The following is an 18887-nucleotide window of genomic DNA, read 5'->3' on the forward strand; positions in this document are numbered from 1 at the left end:
TTATTCGTACTGTGCAACGTTCCTCTCAATTTCTTTCAGCTCTTCAATCGGGAAATCATCTTTTAAAGCAGCCGTAATACCTTCATAATATTCATTGTTCTGTTCAATCAGCGAATTGAGCAGCCGCTCAAATTCGACCGTCAGCAGGCTGCTGTAATGGAATTTTAGTCTGGTGCTTTCAGCTTGCAGGTAACGATCTGCAGGTTCCTGCAGGTTCTTCTCCAGTTCATCCGCCAACTGCTTGCGTTCATTCTTTTCAAAAAACGTTTTTGGGTTTTTAAAGTAGGATAGAGCCTTTTTAAATTGGTTCGGGTCTTCATTGGAAAATGCAGAATCAAATTCAATACTCTCCATTTTTAATGGCTCATATGAGCTAAAAGACAAATCACTGTTCACATTGGCGGCTTTTTTCGAAATAGTCTCCTGCTGCTGGCCGATCAGCTTGAATATATAGGATTCAAGCCTTAATGTTGTTGCACGAAGTTCCTGGGCAAAATCAAACCCAAAGCTTGCAAGGAATTCATCAAGAGCGATTTTAAGCATTTTCTTTAAGTTCCGGCCATCATCCTTCAGGACCGAAGGGTTGAAAGCCTCCTTAACAAAATCAAAGAAACGCAGAAATACTCTTTGCTTGATGTAAAAGACTAGCTCATCCGTTTCCTGTTCAAGCCTTTGGGAAAGCAGTTCGGATTTTTGTCCACGGATAATCTCAGTAACCGTCTGGTGCTCTTCCTCAAGCTGTTTCAGCTTTTCAAACCTGACTTCTTTATTTTCCTGTGAGGAGGAAATGTAAGACCTCAGCTGGGCTAATAGGCGCCTCCACTCTGTTTCTGCTGATGAGATGGAAATATTCAGCAGGTCTTGATTTATAAAGGAGTAAAAGCTTTTTTCAAATGAACTGATATTGGAAACTCCCTCTTTGCTGTTATCCAGCTTCTCTGCCAGAGCTTGAAGGCTTGAAATGCCAGACAGATGCGGCCGGCGGATTCCGTATTGCACCAGCTGTTCTTCAACGTACTCAAGTACCGAATCCTTTTCTTCTTCATTATTGGCAAGGTCAATGGCATTGACGATAAAGAACATTTTATCAAGTGAGAAGGTGTCTTTGACCCTTCCAAGCTGAATAAGAAATTCTCTGTCGGCTTTCGAAAAGGCATGATTATAATAAGTTACAAAAAGGATTGCATCCGAGTTTTTTATATATTCAAATGCGACCCCGGTATGCCTCGCATTAATCGAATCTGCCCCAGGTGTGTCAACCAGGGTAATTCCCTGCCTTGTCAGTTCACAATCAAAGTAAACCTCTATTGTCTCAACGAAGCATGATTTTTCCTCATTGGCAACATAATCCCGAAACTCTTCCAAATCAGCTTTTATGATTTTCCCAAGCTGATCTGTGAAGAAATTAAAACCTCTCATAAAGGCATTAAGAAATGCAAAGTGTGTCTTTTCATTCGCATCGAAATCCTGGTTTTCCCCAGTGATCTTTTTAATCGCTGCAGCAGCATCGCCAAAGTTTCCTGCAGAATAATCAAAGACCTTCAATGAATGATTGATATCATTTAAGAGAGTCTGTGAATCCTTTACTTTTACAAGAACAGTTCCATGGACATTTTCAGCCGTAACAGGCTTAATTTTGTTGATTGCAGCTGTCGTCGGATTTGGTGAAACCGGAAGCAGTTTTTTCCCGATTAAAGCATTGGCAAAGGAGGACTTTCCTGCACTGAATGCACCAAAAAGGGCAACTGTGAATTCTTTGCTCTCAAGCCTTGATGCTTTATCTGCCAAATCAGATGCAAGCTTTCTGAAACCTGGGATATCCTTTACTGCATTAGCGGTGAATTGAAGCTTTTCAATAACAGGCTGAACGGAAACCGCAGGAACGGCTTCCCCTGTCTGCTCTTCCTCAGCAGATTTTCCAGATTTCTTTGGCACCTTTTCCTTCTCAGCTTTATCTTCATGCAGGAAAACAACTTCAGCTTCATCGACATCTTCTGCTGCAAGGATTTTGGCTTGCTCTTGAAACTCAACTTGAGCAAAGTCACCTGTCAAATAGACTTTCATCTCGGCAGATGCCTTAATAACTTTTTCATTGAGAGCTTTAATTGCACTAAGAGCTTCCGCATAGACAGTAAGCTTGCGAATTTCATTGACCAGTACAGTCTGATCCTGGCTGATATTTTCTTCAAGCGCTTCCAGTAGTGCATTTTTCAGGAAAGCTGCGTTCTTTTTGGCAATTCTCTTTACAGCCTCTGCGGTGTCGTTCGTATACTGAAGAACATAATCTCCTGAAACCATGGCCCCGGACTTTACTGTTTCGGCTAAAACTGCTGGTTCAAAGGAAAGCTTGAAGCTCTGAACTTGTGCTAGAATTTCTGAATCATGGATATTATGCTGCTTGAACTGCTGTAAAAACAGCTCTTTTATATGCCACTCCAGCTGAGACTTAACCTTTTCGGAAAAATCCTGATAGAAGCGGTCAAGCCGCACTGACCTTTCCTGCTCCGTTTTCTGTTTGCTGAAAAATAGGCCAATTTTAAACGAAGGCTGGCACGACTCAAGGTAAGATTCAGCCAGTTCCCTCGTCTGGAAAGGCATTAAATAAGCGTTTTTTAAAATCTCATCTATCTTTCCGGTTAACTCAATATCTGCTTCATGCATAGAAGACTTTAGCTTATTCAACTGATTCTCTAACTCTTGCAGCCTGTTTCCGAGCTGATCCCGTTCATCCTGATCTAATTCAGCCAGTTTTTCTTCCCATTTATCTTTTTCAGCTGCATGGGTGTCTCCTAAAAATGCCAGATGGTCCTCTGTTAATTTCTTTAAAGAATTAAAAACGGATTGGGGCAAAAGCTCTTCACGGTTATCAATGCTGCTGTTAATAAAGTTCTGAAGTGCCTTAAAATCGTTTGCCTGGTGATTTTCATCTTTTAACGTGGTGTAAAAAATCCGCGCAGGCTTTACTCCCCAGGATGCAAATGATTCCTTTACGCTTTCTTTAAATTGTTCAAAGCTGAGCTCTTCATCCCGATGTTTATCAATTTGATTGATAACAAGATAAACTTCTTTTCCTGCAGCCGTCAGTTCTTTTGTAAAAAGAAAATTTAATTCCGACTGGACATGGTTATAATCCATAACATAAAAAATAAGGTCAGCCAAATGAAGAGCAGATTCAGTAGCAATTCTATGCGCATCATCTGTAGAATCGATTCCAGGTGTATCCATAATTACTGCCTTCTTGGGCAAACTGGTGGCGGAATGGCTTATTTCAATGGAATGAATTGAATCGCCGTCCTTGCAATAGGATTTTACCTGTCCGTAATCATACGGAGCAGGATAAAGCCTTGGCTTTCCTTCCTTAAAAATAACTTTTGCATAATCTTCCTCACCTGATTTGACTTTTACCAGGTTAGCACTGGTTGGAATCGGCGAGGACGGAAGGAGGTCCTCTCCTGCAAGCTTGTTAATCATGCTCGATTTTCCAGCAGAAAAATGTCCGCAAAAAGCGATGGCAAATTCCTGGTCTCTTAGCTTAATTAAGAGATCTTTAGCTCTTTTAGCTGTCTGGCTATCCCCATTTCTCTGGGCGAATGTATATATCGCAGTAATTCTGTTCATTAATTCAGTTTGCTGTAATCCTGGTTGCAAAATCGTGTCAGCCATTTCCATTAATCCCCTTGTAACTTTAATTTACTTCCTATTTTAAATGATTTTCGTTTATTTTCCTATATAGGATGGTTTATTCTTTGATTTTTCTAATATTTCTCAGCAGCTGCTTTTATTCTATGTTCATTTGCTTGTATTTTCACATGCGTTAAAAAACAAAAACCAGGCCTCCCGCGCCTGGTTTCAAAAAATACTATTATCTTGTATGTGGTCTAGCTACGTTATTTAATACATGTTTCATAACAAGTGAGTAGGCAGCAATTGTGCCTGCAACAAATAGAATTGTCATATGTAGCAACACCTTCCTGTTGGAATGATATTGAGAATAATTTTCAAATTCAATTAGAAGTTTATCACGAACGATAATCATTTTCAATAGGGATTTTAAAATTGTCAAACTTTTTTAATATCTCTATTCATGCCAGGTCTTAATCGTAAAAAAGCTTCTTCGTATCCTGTCAATTCTTTCAGTGCTTTTTCTTCGGCTGGTATCCTGACCGAAAGTACCATTATGTTTAGCAGGGTAAATACAGCCGCAGTGATATAAGCCTGGAACATTAAAGGTATTACGAGAAATTCAGCAGCTACAATTACATAATTGGGATGCTTTATAAAACGGTATGGCCCCCTTCTGACGACCTTTGCCCCCGGCATGACTATGATTTTGGTATTCCAGTATTTCCCTAAAGAGAAGAGTGCCCATACTCTTCCTGCCTGGGTAAGAAAGAAAAGAATCAGAAGAATGGGCCAAAAAGGGGACAGGTCTTTTTCAAAGATGGTTACTTCAATCAGAAAGCAAATGAAAAAAGAAACGTGAACCGCAACGATCCAGGGATAGTGCCGCTGACCAAATTCCAGTGCGCCCCGGCCTTTCATCCACTTTTCATTATTTCGGGCTACAGCAAGCTCTGCTGCCCTCTGCAAAATGATGACGGCAATAAATAGTTTGAACAGCATGTATTCACTCCCATTCCAGCAGCAGTAATTCCGAGCTAAATCCCGGGCCGAGAGCAGTTGCAAGTCCGGTATCTCCCTTTCTGCCGATCTCCATAAACCTTTTCAGCACGTAAAGAATGGTTGCTGAGGACATATTCCCGAACTCCTTTAATACATCAAGTGAAACTTTTGTCATATCAGGATCGAATTGCAATGCTTTCTGATAAGCATCAATAACTTTTTTTCCCCCAGGATGGGCAACAAAATGGATTATTTTTTTCATCTCCATGCCTTTTCCCCTTAGAAATTCCGTTACATTCTGCTTCAGCCAGCCCTCTATTATGGATGGTATATCCTTTGAGAAAACCACATATAAGCCCGCATTCTTCACTTCCCAGCCCATCACATCCAGAGAATTGCGCATTGTTGTTGATTGGGTTCCCAGGATTCTCGGAATGGATGACACCTTTTGAAAATCCCTTTGAACTTCATCACCCGTTATCAGCGCACATGCTGCGCCGTCAGCAAAAAGAGAGGTCCCGATAAGATTACTCTTTGATCTGTCATTGCGCTGAAAGGTCAAACTGCATAATTCTATAGTTAAAACCAATACTTTTGCTTCAGGGTAAGCCAGGCAGTATTCATAGGCTCTTGAAAGGCCTGATGCGCCGCCCGCACAACCCAGTCCCCATATCGGTATTCGCTTCGTATGTTCAGAAAATGGAAGCTTATTCATGATTCTTGCTTCAATACTCGGTGTGGCAATTCCTGAGCTTGAAATAGTAAAGATGGCATCGATATCATCACATTGGAGATTCTTGCTCAGGAAAATGTCATTTTCCAGACAGCACTTTATAGCCTTTGTTCCCAGTTCAATAGCCTGTTCAATATAAGCATTGTTTCGCTCTTCAAATGATTTATCTGTTTTAAACCATTCGAGTCCCTTTGCGAAGTGGCGCTTTTCAATTTGGCCGTTGCGGAAAGCTTTCAATAGGCGTTCAATATCCTTAAAGGACTCTGAAAATAAATCTCTGGCAAAATCCATTACCTGATCCTGTGTCAGAACATGTTCAGGTATTGCTTCTGCAACTGATACAATTGCTGGCATACATGACTCTCCTCCACTTGCTTTCTTTTACTTTTTCCAAATAAAAGCAATTTATGTTACAAAATTGGATAATCAAGCAAAAAAAAGCTCCCCCCATTAGGAGGAAGCAATGTGTTTTGAAGGAGTTGTTGTGCATCTTTATTATAATGGAATAACTAAATGAATATCATTACTAAATCTTTTCCAATTAGCTCTAGAGCCAAGCATTCAATAAAAAATGGCTGGCCCATGGCATAGTTATTCTGATGCATCCAATCCATTATTGTTTTTGTGATGCTTTTGTACTTCTATATATATTTTTTTCGTAACCAGGATACCGCAAGCAGCACAAACCTCTTCTTCATTATATAAAAGCCGGCAGTTATCACAATAAAATTTCTCCATCACATTCCACTCTCTTTCGTGCGAGAAACAATCGCTTCGGAAATGTAAAATACCGATAGAATATTATATTGATTGCCAGAATTATTGTGATTGCCGCAAAGAAGAATTATGAAGCCTTCTGCTCCGCAAAAGATGCAGGCTGAACTGCTTTTTTTCCTTTAGCAACATTGAATACGATATTTAAAAGAATTGCTGTCACACTGCCAGCCACTATACCGTTATCAGTCAGGATACGCACACTGGAAGGCATTTGCGCGAATAGTTCAGGAACGGCTGTTACTCCCAATCCCATCCCGACAGAGCAGGCAATGATTAATAAATTTTCCTGAGAGGAGAACTCTACCTTGCTGAGCATTTTTATTCCATAGGCGACTACCATACCGAACATAGCTACCATTGCGCCTCCTAAAACAGGAGTAGGAATAATGGTTGTCAATGCGCCGATTTTCGGAACTAGCCCAAGCAGTACAAGAAAAGCCCCTGCTGTATATATGACATTTTTTGTTTTAACGCCTGACATCTGAAGAAGTCCGACGTTTTGCGAATATGTTGTATAAGGAAAAGCATTAAAGACAGCACCAAGGATAATCGCAAGTCCTTCGGCACGATAGCCATTTGACAGATCTTTCTCTTCCAATTTTTCTTCACAGATATCACCAAGGGCAAAGTATACGCCCGTAGATTCAACTAAACTGACCATTGCTACGAGTATCATTGTGAGGATCGCTGTCACCTCAAATGTCGGCATGCCGAAATAGAAAGGGGATGGCATATGAAACCAGGAAGCTTCCCCAACAGCGGAGAAATCTACCATGCCCATAAAAAACGCAGTAATGGTGCCAGCAGCCAGCCCCAGCAAAATGGCAATCGCTCGAACAAAGCCTTTAAAGAATCGGAAAAGTACTATGATGAACAGCAAAGTGCCAAAAGCCAATGCTATATTTGTCAGGGAACCAAAGTCAGGGCTTCCCTCACCTCCAGCCATATTATTCATTGCTACAGGAATTAACGTAATCCCTATAATGGTAACTACAGACCCTGTTACAACAGGCGGAAAAAATTTAACCAGTTTTCCAAAATACTTTGAAACAGCTACAACGAAAATACCAGAAACCAGAATAGAACCATAGATAGCAGGTATTCCATACTGCCCTCCGATCGCAATCATCGGTCCAACGGCCGTAAATGTGCAGCCCAGAACTACAGGAAGGCCAATCCCAAAAAATTTACTGCGCCATACTTGAAGGAGTGTTGCAATTCCGCACATAAAAATATCAATGGAAACAAGATAAGTAAGCTGTTCCCCTGTTAAGCCAAGTGCACCTCCTACAATCAATGGTACAATTACCGCGCCTGCATACATGGCAAGGACATGCTGAATTCCCAATGAAGCAATTTTAAGCGGATTCTGATTCATCGTATCATTTCCTCCATATTCTTTGCTGTATTATCAAAGCTGATCATGCCGTTTTCAAGTGAGTCAATAATAGCTAAGGACTCGACCCGGAATCCCTTTTCCCTCAGCAGCTGTCCGCCATTTTGAAAGCCTTTTTCAATAACGATTCCAATCCCTGCAATTCCTGATCCCGCTTTTTTTACTATATCCGCAAGACCTAGTGCTGCCTGTCCATTCGCCAGAAAATCATCGATTATAAGGACATTATCTTTTTCTGATAGATATTTCTTTGAAACAGAGATTTCACTTGTTTCTTCCTTAGTAAAAGAATAGACAGAGGCTGTAATCAGGTCATTTACCAGAGTGAGAGATTTTCTTTTTCTAGCGAATACAACTGGAGCATTCAGATGGAGCCCAGCCATTACAGCTGGCGCAATCCCCGAAGATTCGATAGTCAATATTTTTGTAATCCCGCTTCTGGAGAATCTATCTGCAAATTCTTTGCCGACTTCATGCATTAGCTGAGGATCTATTTGGTGGTTCAGAAAAGAATCCACCTTTAAAACTGTCGGAGATAAAACAATCCCTTCGCTCTTTATTTTTTCAATAAGCATATCCATTTTGCATCCTCCTCTATGATAGATAGCCTTCAATTACTCATTCCAGCCATATAAAAAGCCTGAAGCCCATCGCATTCACAACATAAAAATGAGTGAAGCAATGGCCTTCAGGCTAATGATCTAAGCTGCAGGCAAACAAGGATGACTTTAAACGTCCTTTACATTGCTCACTCATAGTCGGATCATTTACGGTAACCCGGTAGAAACTTGCGAGCCATATCCTCGCGATTATATGAGTGAATGTTATTAATTTATTAACATTATAACATCATTTACTAATACTTCAATCAAAAATTTAACTAAATACGAACTAAACAATATATTACCAGAAAATTGTTCGCTAATCAGATAATTCGCCCTCTTCAGTATGTTTATTTTTAAAAATTTGCCTTCCTTCTGAAGCTCAATTAAACCTTCACAGTTTTTTCACAATTCACAGGAGTTTTTTGTGACATAAATCACTTAAATATCAATTTTTCACCATTATCATAGTGTTTAAGTTACGAATGAACAATTTGTGAACTCACTGAAAGCATCTAGAATCTTCCTAAATGTTTTGTATTATGAAAGTGTAATCATTTACTTTTTCCAAATATTCGAAAGGAGTGAAAGACAATGGCGAAAACAGAACTCAGCCGAAAAACAAAAACTGAAATAGAGGATAGCTCTTCCTTAAAGGGAACGCTAGCTTCCGTTTTCTTATTAGGATTCTTCCTGATCATTACATGGGCAGGTGTTTATTCATTATTTATCAGCCGCTTTTAGAGTTAGAAAGGGGAAAAAGCCATGCATATGCATAAATTTGAAAAGGCCTGGCTCACTTTTGGAATCGGATCGCTGCTTGTTTTTCTAACAGTCTTGGGAGTCAGCGCATTTTACCTGGGCAATCAGCCCCCAAGCTGTTTGGCAACAATCGACCCTGAAAAGGTCGATACTACCGCTCCATTTAATGAGCCAGGACTGAAAAAGGTAGAAGGGAAAGATTGGGATTACGAATTGGTATACGTAGCATCTGCGTTTTCCTATAGCCCAGCTGAAGTGGAGGTTCCATATGGTGCTAAAGTGAAAATTATCGCAACAACCAAAGACGTTGTCCACGGTTTCGAAGTTGCAGGATCAAATATCAACATGATGCTAGAACCCGGCTATATCAGTGAACACATTACAACATTTGATAAAACTGGAGAATACTTAATTGTATGTAATGAATATTGCGGTGTTGGTCACCACATGATGTCGTCTAAAATTAAGGTGGTGGAATAATGTTTAATCCTTCAGCAAAATTTAAAGTTGACCGCCGTGACGGAAAATTGGCAATGGCTCACTTTTTCGTTGCATTTACAGCTTTAGCAATAGGCGGCCTTGCTGGCTTATTGCAGACTTTGGTCCGCTCCGGTAAATTCGAGCTTCCGGCAGGCATCGGGTATTACCAAATTCTCACGGTTCACGGTGTTGTACTCGGACTTGTACTTACTACCTTTTTTATAATGGGCTTCCAGTTAGCAGCAACAAGCAAAACATCAGGAACCCTTACAAATAAACAGCGAATTGCCGGCTGGGCAGGTTTTTGGCTGATGACAGCAGGAACTGTTCTTGCAGCTGTCATGATCCTGTTGAATGAAGCTACTGTTCTTTATACTTTCTATGCTCCTCTTCAGGCACATGCATTGTACTATATCGGTTTAACACTTGTTATAGTGGGAAGCTGGATTGACGGGGCAGCCATCATTATGAAGTATGCAGAATGGAGAAGAAAAAATCCCGGGCAGCCGAGTCCGTTATTAACCTTTATGTCATTGGTCAACACAATGATGTGGATTGTGGCAACAATCGGTGTAGCGTCTACTGTTCTTTTCCAGCTTCTTCCTTGGTCATTGGGGTTTGTAGAAACAGTAAATATCGGAGTCAGCCGTACTCTATTCTGGTATTTCGGACATCCGCTTGTTTACTTCTGGCTATTGCCAGCTTACATGGCCTGGTACGTTGTCATTCCTAAAGTCATCGGCGGAAAGATTTTTTCTGATTCATTGGCGCGCATGTCATTCATATTATTCCTGCTGTTTTCAATCCCTGTCGGATTTCACCATCAATTAATGGAGCCGGGAATTGACCCAGCATGGAAATTCTTACAGGTTATCCTAACATTCCTGGTTGTCATTCCATCTCTTATGACTGCATTTTCTCTTTTTGCCACTTTTGAAAGCTTTGGGCGTTCCAAAGGGGCCACAGGATTATTCGGCTGGGTAAAAAAACTGCCTTGGGGAGATGCCCGATTTACTGTTCCTTTCATCGGGATGGTTGCCTTTATACCTGCGGGAGCAGGCGGTATCGTTAATGCGTCCCACCAGATGAACCAGGTTGTCCATAACACGATTTGGGTAACCGGCCACTTTCACTTAACCGTGGCAACATCTGTAGTACTTACATTCTTTGGGGTTTCTTACTGGCTGATTCCACATCTCACAGGAAGAACATTAACAAAAGCGATGAATAAATTGGGTATCATCCAAGCAGTTATCTGGGCAATCGGAATGACATTCATGTCTGGTGCCATGCATGCTGCCGGTCTTCTGGGAGCGCCGCGCCGTTCATCATACTCTGAATATGGCGGAGCAGCACAAGCAGCAGAATGGATTCCATACCAGGTTGCACAGGCAATCGGCGGTTCTATCCTATTTATAGGCATCATCTTAATGCTTTATATCTTCATCAACCTTGCCTTTTTCGCACCAAAGGGAGAGCAGGAATTCCCTGTCGGAGAAGCTGCTGATGAAGCCGAAAAAGCTCCAATGGTATTTGAAAATTGGAAGCTTTGGCTTGGAATTACGGTTGTTCTTATTCTATTTGCCTACACCATTCCTTTTATAGATTTAATTCAAAATGCACCTCCCGGGGCTAAAGGATATAAGCTTTGGTAAAAAAAACACTCCGTTCCGATATGGACGGAGTGTTTTAGTGTTCAAGCTTGCTTGAGTCAGCCGCCCTTCCTGCATTTTTCCTTCTTGCAGGCAAATTCACAATAATTACAGAACTGAGTATCAGCAAAGCACCAGCAATCTGGACTGCACCGAGACTTTCCCCGTAAAGTGTGACTCCTAGAAGCATGGCCACGACAGGTTCAACTGTAGCAATAACAGCTGCTTTGCTTCCATCCGTTTTTTCCAGTCCCCATGTATATACAAAATAGGCGAGAACCGTAGGTACAAATCCAAGACCAATACTAAGAAACAAAACTTCAGTGTTTAGAAAGATTTCAGCTTTTGTCCACAGTCTGGTTACCGGGATTAGAAATACCGATGCAATCAGGAATGTATAAAGCGTAACTGTATACGGATGATATTTTCTTAATGCAAATTTTCCGAATATCGTATACAGTGCATAGCCAAACCCAGAACCCAATCCCGTCATAATTCCAAGCAAAGTGATATCACGGCTGCCTGCTGTTACTCCGGCAATTAGAATGCAGCCTAAAATTGTGCCTGCCACAGCTGCAATCTTTCCAAGATTTATTCCTTCCTTTAAAAACAGGTAAGATAATACAGTAACAAATGCTGGAGCTGTGTAAAGCAGAACGACAGCCATTGATATGCTGATTTGGTTCATTGCTGTGAAATAACAATAATTAAAAAAGACGATGCTCAGTATTCCGGTTCCTGCAAAAAGTCTGATGTCAGAGGCAGATTGCAATTTAAAGCAGTTCCGGAAACGCATAATTCCTATTAGGACAAGAAATATTGCTGCAAAAAAAACTCTCGCGGCCACAATTTCCATAGCCGTAAATCCATATTCTCCGAGCCCTTTAACAAAAACAGCAATAATTCCCCATAGACTTGCCCCTAACGCAATCATTATGAATGGAAGTATTTTCTTCATTATTTCTCTCCATGAAGTAAGAGGATGGCTGAGGCCACCCTCTTCTCAAATTATAATAAACACCTATTTCAACTGATAGACCTTACCGTACTTATCATATAGATAATCAATTAAATGCTGGGCATTCAGTCCTTCTCCAGTTACGTCATTTAAGATTTCAAGCGGTTTTTTCATTTTGCCGAACTGGTGCACATTTTGGGTAAACCACTCTTTGATTGGCAGCAAATTGCCCTCTTCAAGTAATTCATCATAGTTTGGCAAATCCTTTAACATGCTGTTTTTAAGCTGTGCTGCGTACATATATCCTAAAGCGTATGAAGGGAAATAACCGAAGCTTCCTCCAGCCCAATGAACATCCTGCAGAATGCCTGCTCCGTCATTTTCAGGCTTTACTCCCAAGTATTGTTCATATTTTTCATTCCAGATTGCAGGAAGGTCTTTAACTTCGATTTCATCATTGAACAAGCCCTTTTCAATTTCATATCGGATGATGATATGAAGAGGATATGTTAATTCGTCTGCTTCAATACGGATTAAAGAAGGCTTTGATTCATTAATGGCACGATAAAAAGCATCTATTGGCACATCATCAAATTGACCGCTGGCATATTCTTTAAGAAGGTCATAATTCCTTTTCCAGAAAGAAAAATGTCTTCCAACAAAGTTTTCATAAAATAATGACTGTGATTCATGAATTCCCATGGATGTTCCAGAGCATAGCGGGGTGCCCACAAGATCAGAAGAAATATTTTGTTCATACAGAGCATGCCCGCCTTCATGAATCGTGCCAAATACGGCAGTTCGGAAATCTGTTTCATCATATTTGGTTGTCACCCGGACATCACCAGGGTTTAAACCGGTCGCAAAAGGATGAACAGTCTCATCCAGTCGTCCTGCTTTAAAGTTATAACCCATTTGTTCAAGAACTTTAAGGCTGAAATCCCGCTGTTTGTCCTTGGCAAAGTGTTCAAATAAAAAGCTGGTGTCCGGTTTATTCTGTGATTCGGAAATTTGGTGAACCAGAGGGACAATTTTCTCCCTAAGCTGCCCAAAAACCTGATCAAGTGTTTCAACGGTAACACCAGGTTCATACATATCCAGCAGAGTATTATATTTGTTACCTTCATATCCCCAATAAGAAATGAATCGTTTATTCATTTCAACAAGCTTTTCCAAATATGGCTGGAACATCTCGAAATCTGAGCTTGCTTTTGCATCTTCCCAAATGCTTTCAGCTTTGGATTGCAGGATGACATACTCCGTATATTCCTCCGCAGGAATTTTTTTATTCCGATCATAATCCTTTTTGCATTCTTCAAGAGTTTTCAATGTCACTTCAGTAAGATTTTCCTGACCTGAAAGTTTTGCTATGTATGCAGCCATTTCCTCAGATGTTGACATTTTGAATACTTCTGAAGAGATCATTCCAATCACTTCGGAACGCTGTTCCAGACCCTGCTTGGGTGCCCCTGTCCGCATATCCCAATACATCAGCCCGATGGCTTCATTATATGCCGTCATTTTTTTGACATAATCAAGGAATTGCTGTTCTGTCTGTTTTAATGATTCTGCCATAATTTTACCCCCTATATATATCTATTACATTATCATTTTATCACATTTTTCTGAAAAGGCAGTCAACATAATCTCTTTCCCATTGCTGTTTTTCTTTTTAACCTGCCGGCCAAAGAGTTATAATGGTGGAAAGTGAACTAACTATAAAGTGAAACTTCAATTAGCGGGGCGCTTTTCCCCGCTGATTGTTAGTTGAACTTATCGTGCCCTTATGGGCAGTTTGACCCCCACTTATCCTCTTTTGATTCCTCTTTAGCCCTAAAGTGAAGGTCTTACTGCCCGTTGGACGCGAGAAAGTGAGATAGCATGAAATATTTGATTTACTTTATCATTATCGCAGCATTTATTGATACCTTTTCCCAGCTCCCTATTATGAGCCCTTTTGCCAAAACCTTTGACTCCTCACCAGCCTTTGTGGGATTAATTGTTGGGATGTATTCCTTCTCGAATATGATAGGCAATATATTAGCAGGCTATTGGATTGATAAAAACGGAGCAAAAAAAGTTTTGGTCTCTGGCCTTTCCTTAACTGGCACCATTTTAGTCCTGTATGCATTTGCTGAGACACCTTTGCATTTAATTACAGTAAGGTTTTTTCATGGGTTATTTGGCGGGTTTCTGGTACCTGCAGCTTTTACAGTCATCGCAGACCGCGGAAAATCAGACAAACAAGGAAAAAAAATGGCTGTATCAGGTGCTGCTGTTGGCTGTTCTGCCATTATCGGGCCTGCTTTTGGCGCTGTGGTTGCTTCCAATTACAGCATAAACTGGGTCTTTTTAATTATAGCAGCAACGATGATCAGCAGTGCAGTCCTGGCCTTTGTGTTTTTGCCATCAGGGAATCTGAAAAAGGTTAAAGAAGAAAGCTCTCATTCTGAGAAAATGCTTTCATTATTAAAGAATCCTATGCTCGCAGCAAGCTATTTAGGAGCTTTTTCACTCATGTTTGCTCAAGGGGCACTTGCTTACCTTCTCCCCCTTCAGGTAGAAGCTCTGCAATTTGATTCAATGTACAGCGGAATCTTATTAAGCACTTTCGGAATAACCGCAATTCTTATTTTTCTGCTGCCTATTAATAAAATTTTTGATACATTTAAGCATCACAATAGCATGCTTTCAGGGATGCTGATCATTGGAATTGCACTCATTCTGCTAAGTTCAGCTTATTCTCTTGCATTCATGTTTTTATGCATGGTCCTTTACGGCACCGGGTTTGCTCTTTTATTCCCTTCCATTAATGCCCTTATAGCCAGCCATACAACTGAAAAAACAAGAGGAAAGGCATTTGGCCTCTTCTATGCCTTTTTTTCTTTGGGCGTTGTAGCCGGCTCCACCGTATTAGGTTTAATGGGAGTAACTTTCAATATAGGTTTCTTGATCGCCGCAGCGCTTTTACTGTTAACGGTATGCGGGATGTTCATATACTTTAAAAAGCAAAGTTCCCAAATATTAGAGAGCCAGGAGTGACCGAAAATGAAGGAATTAGTTGGCAGCTGCTCTGTTTGCGGCAAAGACCTATTCTGTCTTGATGGATTCTTCAACGGAGTTCATAACGAAAAAAATGAAACAATCTGTTTTAAATGTATTGAAGAACAGGAAGAATCCGCAGAGTTGAACTGTGCCCCGATTTACGGACAGTTTAAAAAGCGCCTATGCGGCTAGTAAATGGCCCCGGTATTGCTCCGGGGTCATTTTATTTAAGCCCCATTGATAACGATGCTGGTTATATTCCTCAATCACTCGATCCACTTCTTTTCTAACATCTCCTAAATTATCTAATGATTTATACTCTGCTAAATCCTTAAAGTGCCCAAAGAAACTTTCCATTGGTGCGTTATCCCAACAGTTTCCCTTTCGGGACATCGATTGTATTAAGCCAAGTTCTTTTACTTTGCTTTGGAATTGGGGATGGGTATAGTGGAAACCTTGGTCAGAGTGCAGTATGGCTTCTGGATGAAAATGATCGCCAACAGCTTGTTTTAACTTTTTAAGCGTCTTATATACAATATCCATTTCTAACGAAGTGGATAGATGATAAGCGACAATTTCTTTGGTAGCTCCATCTTTTACGCAGGATAAGTATGCTTTTTGTCCCTTTCCGAAATAGAGATAAGTAATGTCAGTAAGCAGGACTTTTCCTGGTTCTTCTTGATTAAATTCTCGGTTAAGGAGGTTGGGACAAGATCGATGCTCATGGGTTGCCTTAGCCATTTTACGATAAGGATTGGCTTTCCTTACTTTTGTTACAAGATTATATTTCGCCATCAGACGCCTAATCTTTTTGTGGTTCATTACCGATGAATAATCATTCTCCATAATCATTTTGATCTGGAGGACACCTACTTTTTCTTTTTTACTTATGAATATTTCTCGAATTAACTCTATATCCAATTGATCCTTCTCGTCACGTTGTGCCCGTAATTGTGCTGCCTTCAGCCAATCATAGTAGCCACTTCGACTTACGCCTGCCAGTTCACACAGGTAGGAAACAGATTTTTTCAACTGATATGTTCTGATGGTTTTCTCAATTAAAGAAAACTTCTCAGCTGCCGTTAGAATCGTTTCTTCATCAACGCCTGCCTTTCTAGTTCTTCCAGCTTTTTTAAGAAGTCATTCTCTGCCTCAAGGAATTTAATCCTTGCCTCAGCCTTCCTTAGTTTCTCCTCAATGGAAAGTTGTTTAGAAGAAGGACGTCCAGTGCTCCCTTTACCTCGACGTTCCGTAAGGAAACCTTCCTCCCCGAACCTTTCGAATGTTTCTCTCCAACGCTTAAGACAACGTTTTGGCTGTTCCTTGCCAATCATCTCGAGATCAAAGCCTTGTTCAATAAAGATTTGCGATGGTGTTTTCCCACTTTTGTACTCCGCCACTGCTTTTATCTTAAATTCAGAACTATAGGAGATTGACCTCTCAGAAGCCCTCAAAACATTAGGATTCTTTTCAAGCTCTTTCATTTGGAATTCATTATAGATATTCTTACTCATAAAAAACCCTCCGCCTTATTCATTAAAACTATTGAAACACAAAAAACCCCAGAAAGGGGCACTTTTTTATCAGTGTCCACTATCTAGGGTATAGTTCAAGTAAGCATCTGCGGGTTTTTTTGTTCCAATGATTTTTTTATAACTTTATAATGCCTTTTGAAAAATGTTCTTCGAAATATGATTTATGTCACTTATTTGAAAAGCTGCCGCTGTTAAACTTAAAGCAATTAATAACTATTCTCACTGCAGTTGATTCACTGTTATTGGCAGCTATTTTAAACTATCAGCCAATTAAAGGAGAGGTCAAAATGAAAAACAAAGTCGTTGAACTTGATGTAAGAGAAGATATAAAAAACAAATTGGAGCCATTTCAGAAAATCATGTCCGCGGTATCTGGACTGGATGCCGAAGATGTTTTTATTCTGCATGCACCATTTAAGCCCATCCCTCTTTTTGGAGTATTAAAGGCAAAAGGGTTTGAATATAAAACTGAAGAAATTGATAAGAAGCATTGGAAAGTGATCTTTACTAAGAGCGGTGAGTCAAAATGAAGCTGGATAACCGGGGACTGGAGCCGCCGCAGCCCATGCTGAGAACACTTGCAGCTCTTGAAAGCCTTCCAGAAGGAGAAACCTTATTAATCATTAATGACAGGCGGCCCATGTTTCTTTATGAACAGCTGGACGAAATGGGCTGCAGCCATGTAACTGCCGAACAGGAAGATGGAAGCTTTTTAATAGAAATTAAGAAATAAGCAGGTGATCCCAATGTTCGCCAAAACAAAAAATGAGACCAATATCAAACTTCCATTTTTATTTATACTTTTCAGCCTGCTCTGTTTAATAGGAGCTATGTCCCTTATTCTTTTTAAAGGGGATTCCATCATCAGCAGCCAATTTCGTGTACCCGCAATTTGGTCAGCCGCTCATCTTTTTATATTGGGATGGGCGCTGATGACAGCAATGGGAGCCATGTATCAGCTCGTTCCAGTGGTTTTTCTGACACCAATTTGGAATGAAAGGTTTGGCTTTATCCAATTTACGGTTACTGCCTTTGGAATATTATATTTTGCCCATAGTTTATTTCATAATCCGGAGAGTGCACTGCTGCCTGGGCTTATTACTTTAACGGGGATCTTAATGTTTCTGCTGCAAATGTTCATGACTTTAAGGCAGCAGGCGAAGCCCAATGTATTGACTCTTTTCGTGGGAACTGCACTAATTAGCCTGTTAACTGCAATTCTACTGGGAATCCTTATGGTCTTCAGCATGAAAACTGGATTTATCTCTGATTATTATCAAGCAGTTTTTAAAAGCCACATACTGTTCGGAACAGCGGGCTGGTTTACCCTCTTGATTTTTGGATTTTCCTATAAAATGGTTCCCATGTTTTCCTTGTCTCATGGCTACAGCATGAAGCCGGCCAAATACGTCTTTACGGTTTATGCATCAGGGCTGGCTGCGGCAGTTCTGTCTTTTTTCACAGAGAAAAACTCACTTTTTACCATTGCATTAATGATTCTGGCAGGCGGATTTGCATTCTTCACCTGGCACATGCTGCAAATCCTGCAGAGAAGAGTAAAGAAAAAGCTTGATTATTCATTCCGCTTTGCTCTGCTCGCTATACCTGCAGGACTGGCCATCCACCTGGGAGCTTTCATATGCTCGCTTACCGGGAGCTTCGAAAGTGCCATTGGATATCTGGCATTTGCATACCTCCAGCTTTGGGTAGCATTGAGCATTATGGGTTATTTATTTAAAATTGTTCCATTCTTATGGTGGACTTGGAGATATAGCAAAGAGATAGGCAAACACAGTGTGCCTTCGCTCAAGGATATGATGAATGACAAGGCATCCATTCCGGTTCTTTCCGCCTTTATTCTCGGTATACTCAGTGTGACTGTTTCCATTGCATATGAACACCTTGCCCTGTTCCTTTCCGGCCAGATTTTAACTCTTGGAGCATCCATTGTTTTCTGTTATTTAATTATTTCTGTTTTAAAAAAATAGGAGGAATGAACATGAATCCAGAAGAATTAGTTCTCAGCAATCTAAAAAGAGTTATGGATCCTGAGTTAAATATAAACGTGGTGGATTTGGGACTTATTTATAATATTGATTTTCCCGATGATGGCAAGGCAGTTATTACCATGACCCTGACAACACCCGGATGCCCGCTTCATGACAGTATTGTCAGCGGAGTGAAATATTGCATTGAAGATCTGAAGCAATTTTCTGCTGTTGAGGTTAATCTTGTCTGGGAACCAGCCTGGACCCCTGCCCGTATGACATCTGAAGCAAATCAGCTTTTGAGAGGTTAACAATAAGGCAGTGCCCGCTTGGGGC

The 18887-nt window shown here is 40.6% G+C and carries 18 protein-coding genes and 1 riboswitch; of the genes, 9 read left to right on the forward strand and 9 right to left on the reverse strand.

Annotation, left to right across the window (positions count from 1 at the left end):
• The 6 genes from AC0VZ9_RS19340 to AC0VZ9_RS19365 all read right to left on the reverse strand — a co-directional run bounded on the left by AC0VZ9_RS19340 (nucleotide 1) and on the right by AC0VZ9_RS19365 (nucleotide 8110).
• Nucleotides 1–3663 (reverse strand): dynamin family protein, encoded by a 3663-nt coding sequence (locus AC0VZ9_RS19340; protein ID WP_475396637.1) that lies wholly within the window; start codon nucleotides 3661–3663, stop codon nucleotides 1–3.
• Between the two features lie 396 nt (nucleotides 3664–4059).
• A complete protein-coding gene (locus AC0VZ9_RS19345) occupies nucleotides 4060–4623 on the reverse strand; it encodes an isoprenylcysteine carboxyl methyltransferase family protein (protein ID WP_009332674.1) in 564 nt (187 codons plus the stop codon).
• A gap of 4 nt (nucleotides 4624–4627) precedes the next feature.
• The gene (locus tag AC0VZ9_RS19350; protein ID WP_019379749.1) at nucleotides 4628–5710 is read right to left on the reverse strand and encodes a type III polyketide synthase; all 1083 of its coding nucleotides are present in this window, start codon (nucleotides 5708–5710) and stop codon (nucleotides 4628–4630) included.
• 237 nt (nucleotides 5711–5947) lie between these two features.
• Nucleotides 5948–6097, reverse strand: coding sequence for a hypothetical protein (locus AC0VZ9_RS19355; protein ID WP_157380196.1), 150 nt, complete (start codon nucleotides 6095–6097; stop codon nucleotides 5948–5950).
• A gap of 103 nt (nucleotides 6098–6200) precedes the next feature.
• Nucleotides 6201–7511, reverse strand: coding sequence for a nucleobase:cation symporter-2 family protein (locus AC0VZ9_RS19360; RefSeq protein WP_009332676.1), 1311 nt, complete (start codon nucleotides 7509–7511; stop codon nucleotides 6201–6203).
• Entirely contained in the window at nucleotides 7508–8110 is a 603-nt protein-coding gene (locus AC0VZ9_RS19365) for a xanthine phosphoribosyltransferase (protein WP_019379751.1), read from the reverse strand. The genes AC0VZ9_RS19360 and AC0VZ9_RS19365 overlap by 4 nt, the downstream gene beginning before the upstream one ends.
• 154 nt (nucleotides 8111–8264) lie before the next feature.
• Nucleotides 8265–8366: riboswitch (purine riboswitch) on the reverse strand.
• A 359-nt stretch (nucleotides 8367–8725) separates the two neighbouring features.
• Here AC0VZ9_RS19365 and AC0VZ9_RS19370 point away from each other — a divergent pair.
• From AC0VZ9_RS19370 to AC0VZ9_RS19380, 3 genes are read left to right on the forward strand one after another with little or no spacing between them, the layout of a single operon-like run.
• Nucleotides 8726–8875 (forward strand): cytochrome c oxidase subunit 2A, encoded by a 150-nt coding sequence (locus AC0VZ9_RS19370; protein WP_009332678.1) that lies wholly within the window; start codon nucleotides 8726–8728, stop codon nucleotides 8873–8875.
• Between the two features lie 21 nt (nucleotides 8876–8896).
• Nucleotides 8897–9373 (forward strand): cytochrome c oxidase subunit II, encoded by a 477-nt coding sequence (locus AC0VZ9_RS19375; RefSeq protein ID WP_071157222.1) that lies wholly within the window; start codon nucleotides 8897–8899, stop codon nucleotides 9371–9373.
• Complete coding sequence (locus AC0VZ9_RS19380) at nucleotides 9373–11028, forward strand: b(o/a)3-type cytochrome-c oxidase subunit 1 (RefSeq protein ID WP_019379753.1); 1656 nt, start codon at nucleotides 9373–9375, stop codon at nucleotides 11026–11028. The genes AC0VZ9_RS19375 and AC0VZ9_RS19380 overlap by 1 nt, the downstream gene beginning before the upstream one ends.
• Before the next feature lie 34 nt (nucleotides 11029–11062).
• Here AC0VZ9_RS19380 and AC0VZ9_RS19385 read toward each other — a convergent pair whose 3' ends face one another.
• Both AC0VZ9_RS19385 and AC0VZ9_RS19390 read right to left on the reverse strand, forming a co-directional pair.
• Entirely contained in the window at nucleotides 11063–11983 is a 921-nt protein-coding gene (locus AC0VZ9_RS19385; protein WP_009332681.1) for a DMT family transporter, read from the reverse strand.
• Nucleotides 11984–12046: 63 nt separating this feature from the next.
• Nucleotides 12047–13558 (reverse strand): carboxypeptidase M32, encoded by a 1512-nt coding sequence (locus tag AC0VZ9_RS19390; RefSeq protein ID WP_009332682.1) that lies wholly within the window; start codon nucleotides 13556–13558, stop codon nucleotides 12047–12049.
• 306 nt (nucleotides 13559–13864) lie between these two features.
• Here AC0VZ9_RS19390 and AC0VZ9_RS19395 point away from each other — a divergent pair, with 306 nt between their 5' ends.
• On the forward strand, nucleotides 13865–15025 hold the full coding sequence (locus AC0VZ9_RS19395; RefSeq protein ID WP_019379754.1) for an MFS transporter: 1161 nt from the start codon (nucleotides 13865–13867) through the stop codon (nucleotides 15023–15025).
• A gap of 6 nt (nucleotides 15026–15031) precedes the next feature.
• Nucleotides 15032–15220 carry a hypothetical protein gene (locus AC0VZ9_RS19400; RefSeq protein ID WP_475396638.1) on the forward strand — a complete coding sequence of 63 codons (189 nt, stop codon included), beginning with the start codon at nucleotides 15032–15034 and terminating at the stop codon, nucleotides 15218–15220.
• Here the strand turns inward: AC0VZ9_RS19400 and AC0VZ9_RS19405 are convergent.
• A protein-coding gene (locus AC0VZ9_RS19405) for an IS3 family transposase (RefSeq protein ID WP_099049178.1) occupies nucleotides 15209–16542 on the reverse strand; the annotation gives its coding sequence in 2 pieces (ribosomal slippage) (nucleotides 15209–16170 and nucleotides 16170–16542; 1335 coding nt in all). The two genes, AC0VZ9_RS19400 and AC0VZ9_RS19405, sit on opposite strands and share 12 nt — an antisense overlap.
• A gap of 308 nt (nucleotides 16543–16850) precedes the next feature.
• On the opposite strand from AC0VZ9_RS19405, the gene AC0VZ9_RS19410 reads away from it, so the two are divergent.
• From AC0VZ9_RS19410 to AC0VZ9_RS19425, 4 genes are read left to right on the forward strand one after another with little or no spacing between them, the layout of a single operon-like run.
• The gene (locus AC0VZ9_RS19410) at nucleotides 16851–17093 is read left to right on the forward strand and encodes a DUF2249 domain-containing protein (protein WP_026041556.1); all 243 of its coding nucleotides are present in this window, start codon (nucleotides 16851–16853) and stop codon (nucleotides 17091–17093) included.
• A complete protein-coding gene (locus tag AC0VZ9_RS19415) occupies nucleotides 17090–17296 on the forward strand; it encodes a DUF2249 domain-containing protein (protein ID WP_009332685.1) in 207 nt (68 codons plus the stop codon). The genes AC0VZ9_RS19410 and AC0VZ9_RS19415 overlap by 4 nt, the downstream gene beginning before the upstream one ends.
• A gap of 13 nt (nucleotides 17297–17309) precedes the next feature.
• Nucleotides 17310–18551 carry a hypothetical protein gene (locus AC0VZ9_RS19420; RefSeq protein ID WP_475396639.1) on the forward strand — a complete coding sequence of 414 codons (1242 nt, stop codon included), beginning with the start codon at nucleotides 17310–17312 and terminating at the stop codon, nucleotides 18549–18551.
• 11 nt (nucleotides 18552–18562) lie between these two features.
• The gene (locus tag AC0VZ9_RS19425) at nucleotides 18563–18862 is read left to right on the forward strand and encodes a metal-sulfur cluster assembly factor (RefSeq protein ID WP_019379758.1); all 300 of its coding nucleotides are present in this window, start codon (nucleotides 18563–18565) and stop codon (nucleotides 18860–18862) included.
• The last annotated feature ends 25 nt before the right edge of the window (nucleotides 18863–18887 follow it).

Source organism: Cytobacillus sp. QJM3NY_8 (genome assembly GCF_056173585.1).